Below are 17,934 nucleotides of genomic sequence, written 5' to 3'. Positions count from 1 at the left end.
CGGCACCGGGCGACCGGCGAACAGGATGGACGAGCACGTGGCCGAGGCGGCACAGACCCCAGCGACCCCCATCGCTCCTGCCCGGCGCCGGTGGTTGGAACGCTGTGCGGCCGTCCTGGCCGCCGTACCGCTGGTCTCGGGGGCGGTACAGGCGCCCCCGGGGGACGCCGCCCACGCCGCACCCCGTACCGCCTCCCGCACGACCGACCTCACGGCCGCACCGGCCGCCGCCGGGTCCCGTACGGCCACGGTCTCCATCAACCGGCTGACGCCCTCGGTGCCCGGCAAGGGCGACACGGTCACCGTCTCCGGCCGGGTCGGCAACAAGACGGGCTCCACCGTCACCGACGCCAAGGTCGCGCTGCGCATCGGCTCCCGGCTGGACACGCGCAGCGCCATCGACCGGGCCGATACGCGCAAGGGAGTCGTTCCCGGAGTCGACGGAGCGGAGATCGACGGCAAGGGGACCCTGAGGATCGGCGACATCCCGGCAGGCGCCAGCCGCTCCTTCACCCTGAGCGTCCCGGCCGGGAAGCTGCCGCTGGACGAGGCCGGGGTGTACCAGCTCGGGGTGTCGCTGTCGGGCCAGACGCGCGACGACCCCTACGAGCACGTCCTGGCCATCGACCGGACCCTCCTGCCGTGGCAGCCCTCCGCGCCCGACACCGCGACACAGGTCACCTTCCTGTGGCCGCTGATCTCCTCCGCCCACGTCACCGCGCGCACCGAGTCCGACAGCCAGCAGCAGGTGCCGATCTTCGAGGACGACGAACTCGCCGAGGAGATCGCCCCCGGCGGCCGGCTCCAGCAGATGGTCACCCTCGGCAAGGAGCTGCCGGTCACCTGGGTGATCGACCCGGACCTGCTGGCCTCGGTCGAGGCCATGGCCATCAAGAGGTACAAGGTACGGACCGAGGACGGCACCGACGCGGTCCCGGGCAGGGGCCAGAACCACGCGCGGCAGTGGCTCCTCGAACTCCAGCAGGCCGTGGAGGACGACGAGGTCATCGCCCTGCCCTTCGGCGACCCCGACCTGGCCTCCCTCGCCCACCGCGGCAAGAACGTCCCCGGCGCGCTCAGCCACCTGGGCCCGGCCACCGAGCTGGGCCGGAAGACGGTGAAGGCCGTGCTGTCGGTCGAGCCCCGCACCGACTTCGCCTGGCCGGCGGAAGGCGCCATCGACCCCTCGATCGTCTCCGTGGCCACCTCGGCGGGCGCCCGCAACGTCATCACCCGCAGCGACAGTCTGCGCGAGAGCAACGGGCTGAACCACACCCCCACCGCCGCCCGGCCGATCGGCGGCGGCGCCACGGCGATCGTGGCGGACGCCCAGTTGTCGAAGCTGTTCCGGGGGGACATGACGCGGGCGGAGAACTCGGTGCGGGCCGTGCAGCAGTTCCTGGCGCAGACCCAGCAGATCACCGCCCAGCGGCCGGACCGGCAGCGCAGCATCGTGGTGGCCCCGCAGCGGATGCCCACCACCAGCCAGGCGCAGACGATGGCCGCCGCGCTCCGGGCACTGGAGCTCGACGGCCGCTGGGCGGAGTTCGTGCCCCTGTCGGAGGCCTCGAAGGCCGAGCCGGACCCGCGGGCCAACCGGAAGGTCCCGGGCCAGGGTTCGTACCCGGGCGCACTGCGCAAGCAGGAACTGCGCACCGAGGCCTTCGAGGAGATCCGCGCCACCCGGAACACCCTCGACGACTTCCAGGGCATCCTGTCCCAGCCCGCCCGGGTGGAGACGCCCTTCAGCAACGCGATCCGCCGGTCGATGTCCACGTCGTGGCGCGGTCACCGCAAGGCGGCGGCGGAGTACCGGGCGTCGACGTACGACCACCTGGAGGAGCTGACGAAGCAGGTCCGGCTGGTCGAGAAGTCGGACATGAAGCTGTCCGGCCGCAGCGCCACCATCCCGGTGACCGTGCAGAACAACCTCGTCCAGGGCGTGGAGGGGCTGGAACTGCGGCTGACCTCCGGACGCCGCATCGGCCTGGACGTCGGCGGGCCGCAGCCGGTGACGGTGGAGGGCGGGCACAGCCAGTCCGTGAAGGTCCCCACCACCGCCAAGGCCAACGGCCGTACCTGGGTGGAGGCCCAGCTCTACACCGAGGACGGAAAGCGCTGGGGCGAGCCGATGAGGTTCCAGGTGGAGGTCACCGAGATCACCTCCGCGGTGATGCTGGTGATCTCCGGTGGTGTCCTGCTGGTGGTCCTGGCAGGGGTGCGGATGTACACCCAGCGCAAGCGTGCGGGCAGCCGGCCGGATCCGGACGCCCCTCTGGTGCCGCGGACCGACGACGCGGAGGACGGAGAGGCGACCGGTGCCGAGGACGATGCCGGAGACGATGCCGTGGACGGGCGGACGGCCGGGGCCGGAGACGGTACAGGGGGCGGGCAGGCGGCCGGTTCCGGGGACACCGGGGCCGAACACCGCGGTTCCTCCGGTGTGGGTGAGAAGGTGGAGCGTTGAGCGAGCTGTCGGGGCCGGAGAGAACGGCCGCGGACGATGAGGTGGGGTTGCAGCGATGAACGCGCCGTACGACCGTGACCACGGCGACACGCCGGGCAACGGGGATCCGACCGCCCCGGGCGGCCAGGACCCGTACGGCCGGAACGCCCCGCACCCCGACCACCCCGACCACCGGAACCCTTACCGGCAGCCGTCAGCGCCCCACTCCGCCCCCGACCCACGGCACTGGGCGCCGACGCCCCCGCCGGAGCCCGAGGGCCCCTCACGGCGACTGCCGCAGGGCGGCGATCCGGCGACCATGCGCTTCACGGGCGTGGACGACCTGCTCAACAGAGCCCCCGACGAGCACGGGGGACGGGCACGCGACGACGCCTTCGCACACCTCTACCACGACCAGCAGCAGGCTCCGCCGCCCCAGCAGTACCAGCAGCACCTGCCGCCGCCGCAGTCGGCGGGTCCACCGGGGGCGACGGGCCCCGGACAGCCGTACGAGCAGCCGTACGGGCGTCCCGATGCGCCGGGCCCGTACGCCCCGCAGCAGCCGTACGCACCGCAGGAGTCCTACGCACCGCCCCAGCAGTTCGGCCCGCCCCAGCGGCCCGGTGAGCAGTCGCCGGTGCCCGCCTCCGCGCCCGAGCCTCCTCCGGTGCCGCAGGCAGGGCCGGAAAGCGAGGAGGACACCGGCGCCGCTCCACCCGCCGCCAAGTCCGCCCGCCGCGGCGGCGGCATCCTCAAGTCCAGCGCCATCATGGCCGCGGGCACCATGGTCTCCCGGCTCACGGGCTTCGTCCGCACCCTGGTGATCACCGCTGCGCTCGGCGCCGCCATGCTCGGCGACGCCTACACCGTGGCGTACACGCTGCCGACGATGATCTACATCCTGTCCATCGGCGGCGGTCTGAACTCCGTCTTCGTCCCGCAGCTCGTACGGGCCATGAAGAACGACGAGGACGGCGGCGAGGCATACGCCAACCGTCTCCTCACCCTGGTCACGGTGATCCTCGGCGCCCTGGTCGCGCTGAGCGTGTTCGGCGCGCCGCTGCTGGTGCGGATGATCTCGGTGTCCATCGCCGAGGACCCGCAGGCCAACGGCGTGGCGGTCACCTTCGCCCGCTACTGCCTGCCCACCATCTTCTTCATGGGCGTGCACGTCGTCATGGGCCAGATCCTCAACGCCCGAGGCCGCTTCGGCGCGATGATGTGGACCCCCGTCCTGAACAACATCGTCATCATCGCCACCTTCGGCCTGTTCATCTGGGTGTACGGCACGGCCGCCACCTCCGGGATGACCGTCGAGACGATCCCGCCGGAGGGCGTCCGGCTGCTCGGCGTCGGCACCCTGCTGGGCCTGGTCGTCCAGGCCCTGGCGATGGTCCCGTACCTGCGCGCCGCCGGCTTCCGCATTCGTCCGCGCTTCGACTGGCGCGGTCACGGACTGGGCAAGGCCGCCCGCCTCGCCAAGTGGACGTTCCTGTTCGTCCTGGCCAACCAGGCCGGACTCCTGGTCGTCACCCAGCTCGCCACCTGGGCCGGCAAGGAGGCCGAGGCACAGGGCTACGACGGCACCGGCTTCCTGGGCTACAGCAACGCCCAGCTGATCTGGCAGATGCCGCAGGCCATCATCACCGTCTCGGTGATGGCCGCCCTGCTGCCGAGGATCTCCCGCGCTGCCAGCGACGACGACCCGGCGGCGGTCCGCGACGACATCTCCCACGGGCTGCGCACCTCGGCCGTCGCCATCGTGCCCGTGGCCTTCTCCTTCGTGGCCCTCGGCGTGCCGATGTGCCTGCTGATGTACACCTCCGCGGGCGTCGACGCGGCCATGTCGATGGGCTACATCCTGATGGCCTTCGGCCTCGGCCTGATCCCGTACTCCGTGCAGTACGTGGTGCTCCGCGGCTTCTACGCCTACGAGGACACCCGCACCCCCTTCTACAACACGGTCATCGTGGCCGCCTGCAACGGCATCGGCTCCGCGCTGTGCTTCCTGCTGCTGCCCAGCCGCTGGGCGGTCGTCGGCATGGCTGCCGCGTACGGCCTGGCCTACGCCGTCGGGGTCGGTGTCGCCTGGAAGCGGCTGCGCAGGCGGCTGGGCGGCGATCTGGACGGTTCCCGCGTCCTGCGCACCTATGTCAGGCTCTGCGGTGCCGGTCTTCCGGCCGCCCTGATCGGCGGGGGAATCGCCTACGCCGTCCTCCAGGCGCTCGGCCCCGGTGTCCTCGGTGGCGCCGCGGCCCTGGTCGCGGGCGGGCTGGCCCTGGCAGTGGTCTTCGTCCTGGCCGCCAAGCGCATGCGGGTCGAGGAGCTGACGGCCATGGTGGGTATGGTCCGAGCCAAGCTCGGCCGCTGACGGGACCGTTCGGCGCCCGCCGCACAACCATCGGTCCGACCCGTGTGTCGTGCAGACCGGCGGACTGTGGGCACAATTGTCTCTGGCTGTGTTGACGAACAGGCTGCAACGAATGGGGAGGCAGGACCGACGGTGGCGGAACGGAGCACGGCTGCCGTCGACGTGGCCGACAAGAGTGGCGGGGCAGGCGGCAAGAACAAGCCGCCGACCGCCCAGGCGGACAAGGCCACGGCCGACGGTGCAACGGCCCACGACAGCGATGACAACGCCGCGGCGGACACCTCCCGTACCGCGGACACGAAGGGCTCCGAAACACAGCCCACCGACTCGGTATCACCGACACCCCAGCCGCCGTCCCAGCCGCCACAGCCTCCCGAGCTGCACAGCGGCCACAAGCTCGCCAAGCGCTACCGCCTGGAGGAGTGCGTCACACGGCTGGACGGCTTCAGCAGTTGGCGTGCCGTCGACGAGAAACTGCGCCGCGCCGTCGGCGTCCACCTGCTGGCCGCCGACCACCCGCGCGCCCGCTCCGTCCTCGCAGCGGCCCGTTCCGCAGCCCTCCTCGGCGACCCCCGGTTCGTACAGGTCCTGGACGCCGTCGAGGAGAACGACCTCGTCTACGTCGTCCACGAATGGCTTCCGGACGCCACCTCCCTGACCACCCTCCTCTCCTCCGGACCCCTGGAGACCCACGAGGCGTACCAGCTCGTCTCCCAGGTCGCCCAGGCCATGGCCGCCGCCCACCGCGAGGGACTGGCCCACCTGCGGCTGACTCCCGGCTGCGTCCTGCGCACCACCGCCGGCCAGTACCGCATCCGCGGGCTCGCCGTGAACGCCGCCCTGCGCGGCATCACCTCCGACCACCCCCAGCGCACCGACACCGAGGCGATCGGCGCCCTGCTCTACGCCGCCCTCACCCAGCGCTGGCCGTACAGCGAGGACGCCTACGGACTCAGCGGCATGGCCGACCTGACCGGGGATTCCCTCGTTCCCCCGGACCAGGTGCGCGCCGGGGTGCACCGCGGCCTCTCCGAGCTGGCCATGCGCGCGCTCGTCAACAACGGCGCCACCGCCTCCCGCCAGGAGCAGCCCTGTACCACCCCGGAGGAGCTGACCAAGGCGATCGCCGCTCTGCCGCGCATCCGCCCGCCGGAGCCCGACTTCGCCGCTCCGCCGCCGTACCAGCGTCCCGCCTTCCGGCAGGGTGCCGCCCGTACCCCCGCCGGTCCCGCCGGCTCGCCCACAGCGGCCGTACCGGCCGCGCCCCCGACCCTGCCGGGCCGCACCGGCAAGTTCCTGAAGTGGAGTGTCTCCGCGCTGCTCATCGCCGCGCTGGGCCTGGGGAGCTGGCAGCTCGCCGACACCCTGATGAAGGGCGATCCCACGACACCGACCGACGGGGCGGGTCAGAGCCAGATCGGGCAGCAGAAGCAGCCGCAGACCGCTCCCACGGGCAAGCCCGTCGACATCTCCCTCGCCAAGGACTTCGACCCGTTCGGCAGCGACGGCTCGGAGAACGGCGATGAGGTCACCGCCGTTCTCGACGGTGACGCGAGCACCTTCTGGCAGACCTCGTACTACCGGAGCGCGAGGTTCGGCAACCTCAAGGACGGGGTCGGCCTGATCCTGGACCTCGGCAAGCTCCAGCAGGTCAGCAGCGTCAAGATCGACTTCATGGGCAGCACCTCCGTCGACTTCCTGGCCGCGCCGAAGGACACCACCGGCATGCCGACCTCCCTGAACGGCTTCAGCAAGGTCAGCAGCGCCTCCGGCACCAAGGTCGAACTCAAGGCCCAGAAGCCCATCAGGACGCAGTACATCCTGGTGTGGCTCACCGAACTCCCCCTGACCGAGGAAGGCAACTACCGCGGCCGCGTCACAGGGGTCGAGGTCCTTAGCTGACCGGCCCGCGTGATGGCGTACACGGCGTGAGGAGAGGATCGGCGGGTGGGCGACGAGGCGACGGGCAGTGCCGCCGACCGCGACGACGGCGCGAGCGGCTCCGACGGTGTCCACGGAGTTGACGACCGGGAGCTCCTAGCCCGTCATGTCGCCGGCGATCCCCATGCCTTCGGCGAGGTGGTGCGCCGCCACCGCGACCGGCTGTGGGCGGTCGCCCTGCGCGTCCTGGGGGACCGTGAGGAGGCCGCCGACGCCGTCCAGGACGCCTTCGTCTCCGCCTACCGGGCCGCCCACACCTTCCGCGGCCAGTCCGCCGTCACCACCTGGCTGCACCGCATCACCGTCAACGCCTGTCTGGACCGCGCCCGCAAGACCGCCAGCCGCCGCACCTCGCCCATCGCCGAGCCCGAGCGGCTGGAGCAACTCCTGGAACCACACGAGTCCGCCGCCGGGCCCGCCGAGCGGCAGGACCTCCACCGGCAGCTCATCGCCGCGCTCTCCGAGCTCCCGCCCGAGCAGCGGGCGGCGCTCGTACTCGTCGACATGCAGGGCTACCCGGTCGCCGAGGCCGCCCGCATCCTCGGGGTCGCCGTCGGCACCGTCAAAAGCCGCTGTGCCCGCGGCCGAGCTCGCCTGCTGCCACTGGTGGCCCACCTGCGAGCCGGCGGTTCGAGAGGGGATAGCCCACCGGATCACCGGGGAAGGAACCGGACGCAGAAGGCGGCCGTCCCACCGGCAAGAAGAGAGCCAGGCACCGGGGTCGTGAAGGACGGAGGTGAACGCGCATGACATCCGCTTCTTCCGCGTCGTTCGGCACGGACGAGCACCCCGAGGTCGCCGAGATCTCCGCCCTCACCGAGGGGCTGCTCCCCCCGGAGCGCTCAGCCGATGTCCACGCTCATCTGTCCGACTGCGAGCTGTGCGCGGACGTACGGACGTCCCTGGAGGAGATCCGCAGCGCCCTGGGCACCCTCCCGGGGCCGGCCCGGATGCCGTCCGACGTTGCGGGCCGCATCGACGCCGCCCTGGCCGCGGAGGCGCTGCTCGACGCCACCGCCTCCGCCATCGACACGAACCAGAACACCTCCGGTGCAGCCTCCTCGGCAGAGGAGCCGGACGGCGTTTCACGTGAAACGCCGGGGTCGTCAGCCGTTTCACGTGAAACCGCCTCCACCGGCCGGCCGGCCACCCGGCCCACTCGCCGACCGACAGGCCAGGCCCGGGGGACGACCGGGCCGGGGCGTCCCGGGAGCCGGCCCCGACGCTGGCGCACGGCGCTGCTCGCCACCGTGAGCGCGGCAGTCGTCGTCCTCGGGGGCCTGCTCCTGTCCGGTGTGGAACCGAACTCCTCCAACGCCGACGGAGGCGGCCGCCAGGTGGTCTCGGACTCCGGCCGGTCGGAGCACGCCCCGGCTGATGCCGCTCTGGAGGCACGGGTGCGCTCCCTGCTCGCCGACAGCGGCACCACCGGGAATCCCCGGCCACAGGAGAAGGCGGAACCGGGCCCATCCGAGTTCTCCACCAAGGCCAGCCCCAACGCCCCCCTGAGCACCGTCACGCCTACGGCGCCCGCATGTGTACGCGAGGGCATCAGCCGGGACGAGACACCGCTGGCCGTCGGCAAGGACGTCTACGAGGGACGGCAGGCGTACATCGTGGTCCTGCCCCACGGCTCCGATGGCACCCGGGTGGATGCCTATGTGGTTGACGCCGACTGCGTCGGGGAAGCATCCTCCGCCCCGGGCACGGTCCTCACCCAGCGCACCTATACGCGCTGAAGCGGTCCGCGTGCGATACCACGGGCGGGAATGCCTTCCTCCTAGGATTCGTTGGGTGAGGTGAGCCTCTCCGAGGCCCCGCTCCAGACATCCAACGGCAGACCCATCGGCAGACAAGGAAGACTCCCGTGAGCGACGTCCGCAACGTGATCATCATCGGCTCCGGGCCGGCGGGCTACACCGCAGCGCTCTACACCGCCCGCGCCTCGCTGAAGCCGCTGGTCTTCGAGGGTTCGGTGACCGCCGGCGGCGCGCTGATGAACACCACCGAGGTGGAGAACTTCCCCGGTTTCCGCGACGGCATCATGGGCCCGGACCTGATGGACAACATGCGCGCCCAGGCCGAGCGCTTCGGTGCCGAACTGGTCGCGGACGACGTGGTCGCCGTGGACCTGGAGGGCGAGATCAAGTCGGTGACCGACTCCGCCGGCACCGTGCACCGGGCCCGGGCGGTCATCGTCGCCACCGGTTCCCAGCACCGCAAGCTCGGCCTGCCCAAGGAGGACGAGCTGTCCGGTCGCGGCGTGTCCTACTGCGCCACCTGTGACGGCTTCTTCTTCAAGGGCCAGCACATCGCCGTGGTCGGCGGCGGCGACACCGCGATGGAGGAGGCCACTTTCCTCTCGCGGTTTGCCGAGTCCGTGACCGTCGTCCACCGCCGGGACACGCTGCGGGCGTCCAAGGCCATGCAGGAGCGCGCCTTCGCCGACCCGAAGATCACCTTCGCCTGGAACAGCGAGGTCGCCGAGATCCACGAGAAGGACGGCAAGCTGGGCGGGCTGACCCTGCGCGACACCGTCACCGGCGCCACCTCCGAGCTTCCGGTGACCGGTCTGTTCGTCGCCATCGGCCACGACCCGCGGACCGAGCTGTTCCGGGGTGTGCTTGAGCTGGACGACGAGGGCTACCTGAAGGTGGACGCCCCCAGCACCCGGACCAACATCGCCGGCGTCTTCGCCGCCGGCGATGTGGTGGACCACACCTACCGTCAGGCCATCACCGCGGCCGGCACCGGCTGCGCCGCCGCTCTGGACGCCGAGCGCTACCTGGCCGCGCTGACCGACGGTGCCAAGACCGCGGAGCCCGAGAAGGCCGAGGAGGCCGCGGCCGCCGCCGCGCTCTGATCCCTGCCTGACCGGCAGTCCCCACACCGAGAAACAAGGAGATCAACTATGGCCACCGTGACCGCTACCGACGCCGACTTCGAAGAGATTGTCCTCAAGAGCGACAAGCCCGTTCTGGTCGACTTCTGGGCGGCCTGGTGCGGTCCGTGCCGTCAGATCGCCCCGTCGCTGGAGGCGATCGCGGAGGAGCAGGCCGACAAGATCACCGTCGTCAAGCTCAACATCGACGAGAACCCGGCCACCGCCGCGAAGTACGGGATCATGTCCATCCCCACGATGAACGTCTACAAGGGCGGGGAGGTCGTGAAGACCATCGTCGGCGCCAAGCCCAAGGCGGCGATCGAGCGCGACCTGGCCGACTTCATCGGCTGACGTTTCACGTGAAACGGGCCCGCCCCGAGAAGGGGCGGGCCCGTTGTGCTTGGCGGCACCGGATGCGCGTCCCAGGGACACAGCAGGCGTACGGACACATCAGCGTGCCGCAGCCCCTGGGTCACCAAGAGTGCAGAGGTCTCCCGCGTCCCAGGGATTACAGGGGTCTGAGAGCCGGCTCCTTCTGTACGGCCCCCAGCAGCCGGTCGATCGCCAACTCCACGTCCTGCTTCCAGGAGAGCGTCGTCCGCAGTTCCAGCCTCAGCCGGGGGTAGGCATGGTGCGGGCGCACCGTCTTGAAGCCGACCGCGAGGAGATGATCGGCTGGGAGCACACAGGCGGGCTCCTTCCAGCGGGCGTCCCCAAACGCCTCAACCGCCTTGAATCCCCGCCGCAGCACATCCTTCGCCACGGTCTGCACCATCACTCGGCCCAGCCCCTGTCCTTGGTAGCCGGGCATCAGCCATGCGGTGATCAGTTGCACCGCGTCCGCCGACACGGGGCTGGTGGGAAAAGCCGTCGAGCGCGGCACATACGCGGGCGGTGCGTACAGCACGAAGCCCACCGGCACCTCATCGACGTAGACGACTCGCCCGCAGGACCCCCACTCCAGCAGTACGGCCGATATCCAGGCTTCCTTCTCCAGATCCGGCCGCCCCGCCTTCATCGCGGCATCACCGCTGACGGGATCCAGCTCCCAGAAGACGCACCTGCGGCAGCGCTTGGGGAGGTCCGGCAGGTTGTCCAACGTGAGAGGAACGAGTTGACGCCCCATGGAGACATCGTATCCATGGGGCGTCACTTATCCGCGCTCTTGCGCTCACTCGCTGCTGTCGTCGTCTCCCCCGGAGAGCTGCTGCTCCAGTAGCTGATCCTCACCGGGCGCCAACTGGCTCAGGATCCTCTCCAGATCCTCCATCGAGGCGAACTCGACGACGATCTTTCCCTTCTTCTGACCGAGGTCCACCTTCACCCGGGTGTCGAACCGGTCCGAGAGACGGCTCGCCAGGTGGTCCAGCGCGGGGGAGACCCGCTTGCCGGCTCGCGGCCCCCTGGCCTTGGAGCGGCTCTTCGGCTTCGTGCCCATCAGGGTCACGATCTCCTCGACCGCCCGCACCGACAGCCCCTCGGCCACGATGCGGTGGGCCAGCCGGTCCTGCTCCTCGGAGTCCTCCACCGACAGCAGCGCACGCGCATGGCCCGCGGACAGCACTCCGGCCGCCACCCGCCGCTGTACCGGCGGCGAGAGCTTCAGGAGCCTCAGCGTGTTGGAGACCTGTGGGCGCGACCGTCCGATGCGGTCGGCCAACTGATCATGCGTGCAGTTGAAGTCCTTCAGGAGCTGATCGTACGCAGCCGCTTCTTCCAGGGGGTTCAACTGTGCCCGGTGCAGGTTCTCCAGCAGGGCATCCAGAAGGAGCTTCTCGTCTTCCGTAGCCCGGACGATCGCCGGGATCTTCTTCAGTCCGGCTTCCCTGCACGCCCGCCAGCGCCGCTCACCCATGATGAGCTCATAGCGCTCCGGGCCCAGCTGCCGCACGACGACCGGCTGCAGAAGGCCGACCTCCCGAATGGAGGTGACCAGTTCTGCCAGAGCGTCTTCGTCGAACACCTCACGAGGCTGCCGGGGGTTCGGCGTGATGGCGTCGATCGGCACCTCGGCGAAGTGGGCACCCGCCACCTCGCCGCCCACCGCACCGTCCTCGGCCTCGGTTTCACGTGAAACGCCGTTGCTCTGCTGATCCTCGCTTCCCGTGAGGGAAGCCACCTTGGCTGCGGCCACCCCGCGTCCCGGTGTCAGAACCGGAACGGCGGTCGGCGAAAGCGCGCCGTTCTCTCCCACCAGCGGGCTGACGCTGTCGTCCGGTCCCGTTGGCGCCGCGGGGATCAGCGCACCAAGCCCTCGACCCAGTCCTCTACGTCGCTCTGTCACTGAGTCCCCTCCACCATGTGCTGTTCCTGCTGCTTGCTGATGCCTCGCAGCGCAATCTCACGAGCCGCCTCCAGATAGGAGAGGGCACCACTGGAACCCGGATCGTAGGTGAGAACCGTCTGCCCATAACTGGGCGCCTCGGAGATGCGCACCGACCGCGGAATGTTGGTGCGCAGGACTTCCTGGCCGAAGTGTCCCCGCACCTCCTCGGCCACCTGGGACGCGAGCCGCGTCCGGCCGTCGTACATCGTGAGCAGGATCGTCGAGACGTGGAGCTTGGGGTTGAGGTGCCCCCTCACCAGCTCGACGTTCCTCAGAAGCTGCCCCAGTCCCTCCAGGGCGTAGTACTCGCACTGGATCGGGATGACCACCTCGGCACCGGCGACCAGGGCATTGACGGTCAGCAGACCGAGCGAGGGCGGACAGTCGATGAAGATGTAGTCCAGCGGCTGCTCATACGCGGCGATCGCCTTGTGCAGACGGCTCTCCCTCGCCACCAGCGACACCAGCTCGATCTCCGCACCGGCGAGATCGATCGTGGCCGGGGCGCAGAAGAGGCCCTCCACCTCGCGCACGGGTTGGACGACGTCGGAGAGCGGCTTGCTCTCCACGAGGACGTCGTAGATCGAGGGCACCTCGGCATGGTGGTCGATCCCCAAGGCGGTGGACGCGTTGCCCTGCGGGTCGAGGTCGATCACCAGAACCCGGGCTCCGTGCAGCGCCAGGGCGGCGGCAAGATTGACCGTGGTCGTGGTCTTGCCGACTCCGCCCTTCTGGTTGGCCACCACCATCACCCGAGTCTCCTCGGGCCGGGGGAGACCTTCACCGGCACGGTTCATCGCCGCGACCGCCTGCTGAGCGGCACGACCGATCGGTGCGGAGGCATCCCTGTCGTATCTCGGGGCAGCATCCATCGGAGGCGGAGTCTCACCCAGCGTTTCACGTGAAACATCCGCGGTTTCAGAGCGGGGGCCCGGGACCGGATCGGTCATCGGTCCCGTGATATGGCCGTCGGACCGCAACGGTTCACTCTCCTCGACTTCGGGCTCGCGATGAACAGAGCCTGCCACGTCATCGGGCTCGGGAACCAGCGAGCCCCGCTCACCTGTGGATGAATCCACTTCCGAGCGGGGCTTGGAGGAGCGCGGCGTAGTGGCCGAGCGCCCACGATGGAAGATTCCATGCAGCAGAAAGCGACGTTTCACGGGAAGCACGATGCATCCGCGCTCAGCCCCGGACGTGGCGACACTCCGCAAGGGACGCCTTTGGCGGCTTTACGGAGTAACGGAACCCCACCCCCGGATCACCGTCGACGCCGGGCTCCTCGGGAACGTCCCGCCCGTGCGGCCTTCGCCCGCTTCGCGGCGAACCGCACTCCTCCCGGGCTCTCCCCGACCTCGACCCGCACCACGGTGGCCGGTGGGTCCACCAGTCCCTCACCGGCCCGGAGCACCGACGACTCCACCGCCCCGAGCTTCTGGAGCGCGGCTCGCGCCCCCTTCAGCTCCTCCTCGGCCGTGTCTCCCTTGAGCGCCAGCATCTCGCCGTACGGCCGCAGCAGCGGCACGCCCCACCCGGCGAGCCGGTCCAGCGGGGCCACCGCCCGGGCCGTCACCACATGCACCGGCGGCAGCGAACCGAGGACCTCCTCGGCCCGGCCCCGCACCACGGACACATGGTCCAGCCCCAGAAGCTCGACGACCTCCTGAAGGAAGTTCGTCCGCCGCAGCAGCGGCTCCAGCAGTGTGATCCTCAGGTCCGGCCGCACCAGCGCGAGGGGGATGCCCGGCAGTCCGGCTCCCGAGCCGACGTCGCAGACCGTCACCTCCTTGGGGACGACCTCCGAGAGGACCGCGCAGTTCAGCAGATGGCGCTCCCACAGCCGAGGCACCTCTCGCGGCCCGATCAGCCCGCGCTTGACCCCCACCTCCGCCAGCAGCTCCGCATAGCGGACCGCGTCGGGGAGGCGGTCACCGAAAACCTCCCGCGCCGCCTCGGGCGCGGGAGGAAGGGTCGATGAGGTGAACTCCGTCACGGCAGCACGACCACGCAGCGCTGCGGCTCCTCGCCCTCGGATTCGCTGCGCAACCCGGCCGCGGCCACGGCGTCGTGCACGACCTTGCGCTCGAAGGGCGTCATCGGCCTGAGCTTCACCGGCTCACCGGTGCGCTTCACTTCCTTGGCCGTCTTGGTCCCCAGCGCCGTCAGCTCCTCACGCTTGCGCGCACGGTAACCGGCGATGTCCAGCATCAGCCGGCTGCGCTCACCGGTCTCACGGTGCACCGCGAGCCGCGTCAGCTCCTGCAGCGCTTCCAGCACCTCGCCGTCCTGGCCGACCAGCTTCTGCAGATCCCGGCTCTCGCCGTCGCTGATGATCGACACGGCAGCACGGTCGGCCTCGACGTCCATGTCGATGTCACCGTCGAGATCCGCGATGTCGAGGAGTCCCTCGAGATAGTCGGCCGCGATCTCCCCCTCCTGCTCAAGACGGGTCAGGGTGTCGGCGCCCTCTGCGGTCGTGTCCGTCACGAGTGGACTCCTTACTTCTTGGACGGGTGCTTGGGACGCTGCGGGCCCTTGCGCTGTCCGGACTTCTTCTTCGGCTGCTGCCCGGCCCGCGCCGGCTGGTCGTCTACCGCGGCGTCCTTGGTCAGCGAGGTCTTCTGCCCGGCCGCCTTCTTCGCCTCGGCCTTCTTCGCCTCCGCCTGGGCCGCGGCGGCCTGGCGCTGGGCCTTGGTCATGCGCTTGGGCTGCTGCCGGTTGGCGCGGGCGGCCTCGACGGCCTTCTTCGTCTGGACCTCCGCCGGGTCCTCCTTGAGCTTGCCCTTGGCCCGCAGCTTCTCCTGACGCTGCTTGTAGGCCAGCGAGCCCGGCGTCGGGTTGCGCTTGATGATGTACATCTGCTGCCCGAAGGTCCACACGTTGGTGGTCAGCCAGTAGACGAGGACACCGACGGGGAAGTTGATGCCGAAGACAGCGAAGATGATGGGGAAGATGTACATCAACATCTTCTGCTGCTGCATGAACGGCGTCTTGACCGACAGGTCGACGTTCTTCGTCATCAGCTGGCGCTGCGTGTAGAACTGCGACGCCGACATCAGCAGGATCATGATGACCGTGACCACGCGGACGTCGGTCAGGGTGGCGCCCAGCGCGGCGACCTTGTCCCCGCTGTCCATGAAGCGGGCCGCGATCGGGGCCCCGAAGATGTGCGCCTCACGAGCGCTGTCCACCAGCGTCTGGTCGAGGACACCGACCTCGTGGCCACCGGCGATCTTGTTCAGCACCTGGTAGAGGGCCAGGAAGAACGGCGACTGCGCCAGGATCGGCAGGCAGCTGGAGAACGGGTTGGTGCCCGTCTCCTTGTACAGCTTCATCATCTCTTCGGACTGGCGCTGCCGGTCGTTCTTGTAGCGCTCCTGGATCGCCTTCATCTTCGGCTGGAGCGCCTGCATGTTCCGCGTCGCCTTGATCTGCTTGACGAAGAGCGGGATCAGGGCGATGCGGATTACGATCACCAGCGAGACGATGGACAGACCCCAGGCCCATCCGCTGTCCTTGTCGAAGACAAGGCTGTACAGCTTGTGGAACTGGACGATGATCCAGGAAACAGCTGTATAGAGAGGACCGAGGATCGTGTCGATCGTGTCCACGAGTCAGGCTCCTTGGGCATTGGACTGGGTCCGGTGCTGCCAGCGGCTGCGCAGTCGCTGATGCCAGACCGGGTGCTTCCGGGCAGGAACGTGATCGACCCCACCGGGCGACCATGGGTTGCAGCGCAGAATGCGCCAGGCGGTCAACGCCGTCCCTTTGACCGCGCCGTGCCGGTTGACGGCCTCATAGCCGTAGTGCGAACACGACGGGTAGTACTTGCACACCGGCCCGAGCATCGGGCTGAGGGTCCACTGGTACAGCTTGATCAACCACAGCAGCGGGTACTTCACGACGGGCCTCCCAGCAGCCGCTGCAGTGCGGAGTCCAGATCACGGGCCAGCTTCTCGTGGCTCGCCTCCCCCGCACCGGGCAGCGCCCGTATGACCATCAGGCTACCGGGCGGCAGAACGGCCAGCCTTTCCCGGACCAGATGACGCAATCGCCGCTTCACACGGTTGCGAACCACCGCATTGCCCACGGCCTTGCTCACGACGAAACCCGCACGCGCCGGGGGAACGACTCCCTCCGCGACGTGCGGGTCCGTACGTCCCCCGGAGTCGCTCCGGGGGGAGCCCCTGCGCAGATGGACGACGAGGAGCGGGCGCCCGGCCCGGCGTCCCCGTCGCACCGCGGCCGCGAAGTCCTCGCGCCGCCTCAGCCGGTTCTCGGTAGGCAGCACGTCACGGACCCGCGGTCTGACTGGTCAGGCCGACAGGCGGGCGCGACCCTTGCTGCGGCGGGCCGCGATGATGGCACGGCCGGCACGGGTCCGCATGCGCAGCCGGAAACCGTGGGTCTTCGCACGACGGCGGTTGTTCGGCTGGAAGGTGCGCTTGCTCACTCGGGGACTCCAGGGATGCTTGTGTCTCAGCGAGACGTGTGGGGCGTCGACTGGCTGTCACCGTGCGCCCACGAGTAGCTCGCAACGCCCGAGTGCACCGCTTCTATGATCACCAAGGATCTTGCCCTTCGGAGGCAGGCGGCAGCAGCCATCGACAACTCGACCTGGTCACGGTACGCGCCCCCGTGCCATCAGGTCAAACCAGAGCCAGCCGGGGGGTTCTGTACACAGCCTGTGGACAACGACTTGAACCGTGCACGCCGCGCTGACTACCGTGGCTGAACTTCCATTTCTTCCCGACCGTCCCAAGAACCACACATAGGCGGGACTGTCGAAGCCCGACCGACCCAGTACAACTTCCGATCACCCCGAACAACCCCGCCCAGCGAGTGAGAGAGCGTGCCCTGTGGCTGACCTACCTGCCGATCTTGCCGCAGTGTGGCCACGCGTGCTGGAGCAGCTCCTCGCCGACGGCCAGGGAGTCGAGGCCAAGGACCAGCGGTGGCTCAAAGACTGCCAGCCCCTGGTGCTGGTGTCCGGCACCGCGCTGCTCGGCGTGCCCAACGAGTACGCCAAGGGCGTCCTGGAGGGACGACTCTCCCCTCTGATCACCGACGCGCTCAGCCGCGAGTGCCAGCAGCCCATCCGCCTCGCGATCACCGTCACCGGTCCGGTCACGGAACCCACCGCACCGGCCCCGACGGCTCCCGCGTCCCCGGCGTCCCCAGAGCCCCCACAGCACCACCAGCCCACACCCCACCGGCAACCGCTGCACTACGACGAGCCGCGCTACGACACCCACCGCGGTCCCCAGCGCGGCCACCAGCACGAGGACCGGCCCGAGCTGCCGAACGCGCGGCCCGCCTACCCGGACTATCCCCACGCCCCCCAGCAGCACCAGCCGGGCGCCTGGCCGCGGGCGCAGGAGCGCGACGCCTGGCAGCCGCCGCGCGATCCGTACCCGCCGCAGGGCCCGTCGTACGAGACTCCCTCCTACGACGGCCGGTCCCACGGCTCCCCCTACGACCAGCCGCCCGTGCCGCGCTACGACGGTCCCCGGGCCGCGGGCAGGGCGGACTCCCCGCAACTGCCCGCCCCCAGCGGCGCCCCCGGACCGCTCGCCGCGCAGCCCGCGCCCGCGACCGGTCCCGGCGAGCCGACCGCCCGGCTGAACCCGAAGTACCTCTTCGACACCTTCGTCATCGGCGCCTCCAACCGCTTCGCGCACGCCGCCGCGGTCGCCGTCGCCGAGGCGCCGGCCAAGGCGTACAACCCGCTGTTCATCTACGGCGAGTCCGGCTTGGGCAAGACGCACCTGCTGCACGCCATCGGGCACTACGCCCGCAGTCTCTACCCAGGCACGCGGGTGCGCTACGTCAGCTCGGAGGAGTTCACCAACGAGTTCATCAACTCCATCCGCGACGGCAAGGCGGACGCGTTCCGCAAGCGCTACCGCGACATGGACATCCTGCTGGTCGACGACATCCAGTTCCTGGCGAGCAAGGAGTCGACG

17 protein-coding genes are annotated in these 17,934 nt (G+C 70.0%); 8 read left to right on the top strand and 9 right to left on the bottom strand.

Annotation, left to right across the window (positions count from 1 at the left end; all coding sequences use genetic code 11):
- The first annotated feature begins 25 nt into the window (after positions 1–25).
- The 7 genes from VE546_RS00115 to trxA all read left to right on the top strand — a co-directional run bounded on the left by VE546_RS00115 (position 26) and on the right by trxA (position 9,993).
- Positions 26–2,467, top strand: a complete 2,442-nt coding sequence (locus VE546_RS00115) for a DUF6049 family protein (protein ID WP_324916204.1) — start codon at positions 26–28, stop codon at positions 2,465–2,467.
- A 55-nt stretch (positions 2,468–2,522) separates the two neighbouring features.
- Positions 2,523–4,817 carry a murein biosynthesis integral membrane protein MurJ gene (gene murJ, locus VE546_RS00110; RefSeq protein WP_324916201.1) on the top strand — a complete coding sequence of 765 codons (2,295 nt, stop codon included), beginning with the start codon at positions 2,523–2,525 and terminating at the stop codon, positions 4,815–4,817.
- Positions 4,818–4,949: 132 nt separating this feature from the next.
- Positions 4,950–6,719, top strand: coding sequence for a protein kinase family protein (locus tag VE546_RS00105; RefSeq protein WP_324916198.1), 1,770 nt, complete (start codon positions 4,950–4,952; stop codon positions 6,717–6,719).
- A 45-nt stretch (positions 6,720–6,764) separates the two neighbouring features.
- Positions 6,765–7,508 (top strand): RNA polymerase sigma factor SigM, encoded by a 744-nt coding sequence (gene sigM / locus VE546_RS00100; RefSeq protein ID WP_324916195.1) that lies wholly within the window; start codon positions 6,765–6,767, stop codon positions 7,506–7,508.
- Positions 7,505–8,497 (top strand): hypothetical protein, encoded by a 993-nt coding sequence (locus tag VE546_RS00095; RefSeq protein WP_324916192.1) that lies wholly within the window; start codon positions 7,505–7,507, stop codon positions 8,495–8,497. The genes sigM and VE546_RS00095 overlap by 4 nt, the downstream gene beginning before the upstream one ends.
- Positions 8,498–8,625: 128 nt before the next feature.
- Entirely contained in the window at positions 8,626–9,621 is a 996-nt protein-coding gene (gene trxB, locus VE546_RS00090; protein WP_324916189.1) for a thioredoxin-disulfide reductase, read from the top strand.
- A 3-nt stretch (positions 9,622–9,624) separates the two neighbouring features.
- Positions 9,625–9,993 carry a thioredoxin gene (gene trxA / locus VE546_RS00085; protein WP_331682138.1) on the top strand — a complete coding sequence of 123 codons (369 nt, stop codon included), beginning with the start codon at positions 9,625–9,627 and terminating at the stop codon, positions 9,991–9,993.
- Positions 9,994–10,150: 157 nt separating this feature from the next.
- Here the strand turns inward: trxA and VE546_RS00080 are convergent, their stop codons facing one another.
- From VE546_RS00080 to rpmH, 9 genes are all read right to left on the bottom strand, one after another.
- Positions 10,151–10,768 carry a GNAT family N-acetyltransferase gene (locus VE546_RS00080; protein WP_324916182.1) on the bottom strand — a complete coding sequence of 206 codons (618 nt, stop codon included), beginning with the start codon at positions 10,766–10,768 and terminating at the stop codon, positions 10,151–10,153.
- Positions 10,769–10,813: 45 nt separating this feature from the next.
- Positions 10,814–11,926, bottom strand: coding sequence for a ParB/RepB/Spo0J family partition protein (locus tag VE546_RS00075; protein WP_324916178.1), 1,113 nt, complete (start codon positions 11,924–11,926; stop codon positions 10,814–10,816).
- A complete protein-coding gene (locus tag VE546_RS00070; protein ID WP_324916301.1) occupies positions 11,923–12,996 on the bottom strand; it encodes a ParA family protein in 1,074 nt (357 codons plus the stop codon). Before VE546_RS00070 ends, VE546_RS00075 begins: the two co-directional genes overlap by 4 nt.
- 233 nt (positions 12,997–13,229) lie before the next feature.
- The gene (rsmG, locus tag VE546_RS00065) at positions 13,230–13,961 is read right to left on the bottom strand and encodes a 16S rRNA (guanine(527)-N(7))-methyltransferase RsmG (protein ID WP_324916175.1); all 732 of its coding nucleotides are present in this window, start codon (positions 13,959–13,961) and stop codon (positions 13,230–13,232) included.
- Complete coding sequence (locus VE546_RS00060) at positions 13,958–14,455, bottom strand: protein jag (protein ID WP_324916173.1); 498 nt, start codon at positions 14,453–14,455, stop codon at positions 13,958–13,960. Before VE546_RS00060 ends, rsmG begins: the two co-directional genes overlap by 4 nt.
- Before the next feature lie 11 nt (positions 14,456–14,466).
- A complete protein-coding gene (yidC, locus tag VE546_RS00055) occupies positions 14,467–15,570 on the bottom strand; it encodes a membrane protein insertase YidC (RefSeq protein WP_324916298.1) in 1,104 nt (367 codons plus the stop codon).
- A 12-nt stretch (positions 15,571–15,582) separates the two neighbouring features.
- Entirely contained in the window at positions 15,583–15,870 is a 288-nt protein-coding gene (gene yidD, locus VE546_RS00050) for a membrane protein insertion efficiency factor YidD (protein WP_324916170.1), read from the bottom strand.
- Positions 15,867–16,259, bottom strand: a complete 393-nt coding sequence (gene rnpA / locus VE546_RS00045) for a ribonuclease P protein component (RefSeq protein ID WP_324916166.1) — start codon at positions 16,257–16,259, stop codon at positions 15,867–15,869. Before rnpA ends, yidD begins: the two co-directional genes overlap by 4 nt.
- A gap of 24 nt (positions 16,260–16,283) precedes the next feature.
- Positions 16,284–16,421, bottom strand: coding sequence for a 50S ribosomal protein L34 (gene rpmH / locus VE546_RS00040; RefSeq protein WP_324916163.1), 138 nt, complete (start codon positions 16,419–16,421; stop codon positions 16,284–16,286).
- A 406-nt stretch (positions 16,422–16,827) separates the two neighbouring features.
- Between rpmH and VE546_RS00035 the strand changes: the two genes are divergently transcribed.
- A partial coding sequence (locus VE546_RS00035) for a DnaA ATPase domain-containing protein (RefSeq protein WP_324916160.1) occupies positions 16,828–17,934 on the top strand: 1,107 nt, incomplete at its 3' end.

It is taken from the genome of Streptomyces sp. (assembly GCF_035644915.1).
Lineage (GTDB): Bacteria > Actinomycetota > Actinomycetes > Streptomycetales > Streptomycetaceae > Streptomyces.
Note: the sequence above shows the minus strand (reverse complement) of the source record. Positions and strands in the feature narration are given on the sequence as shown.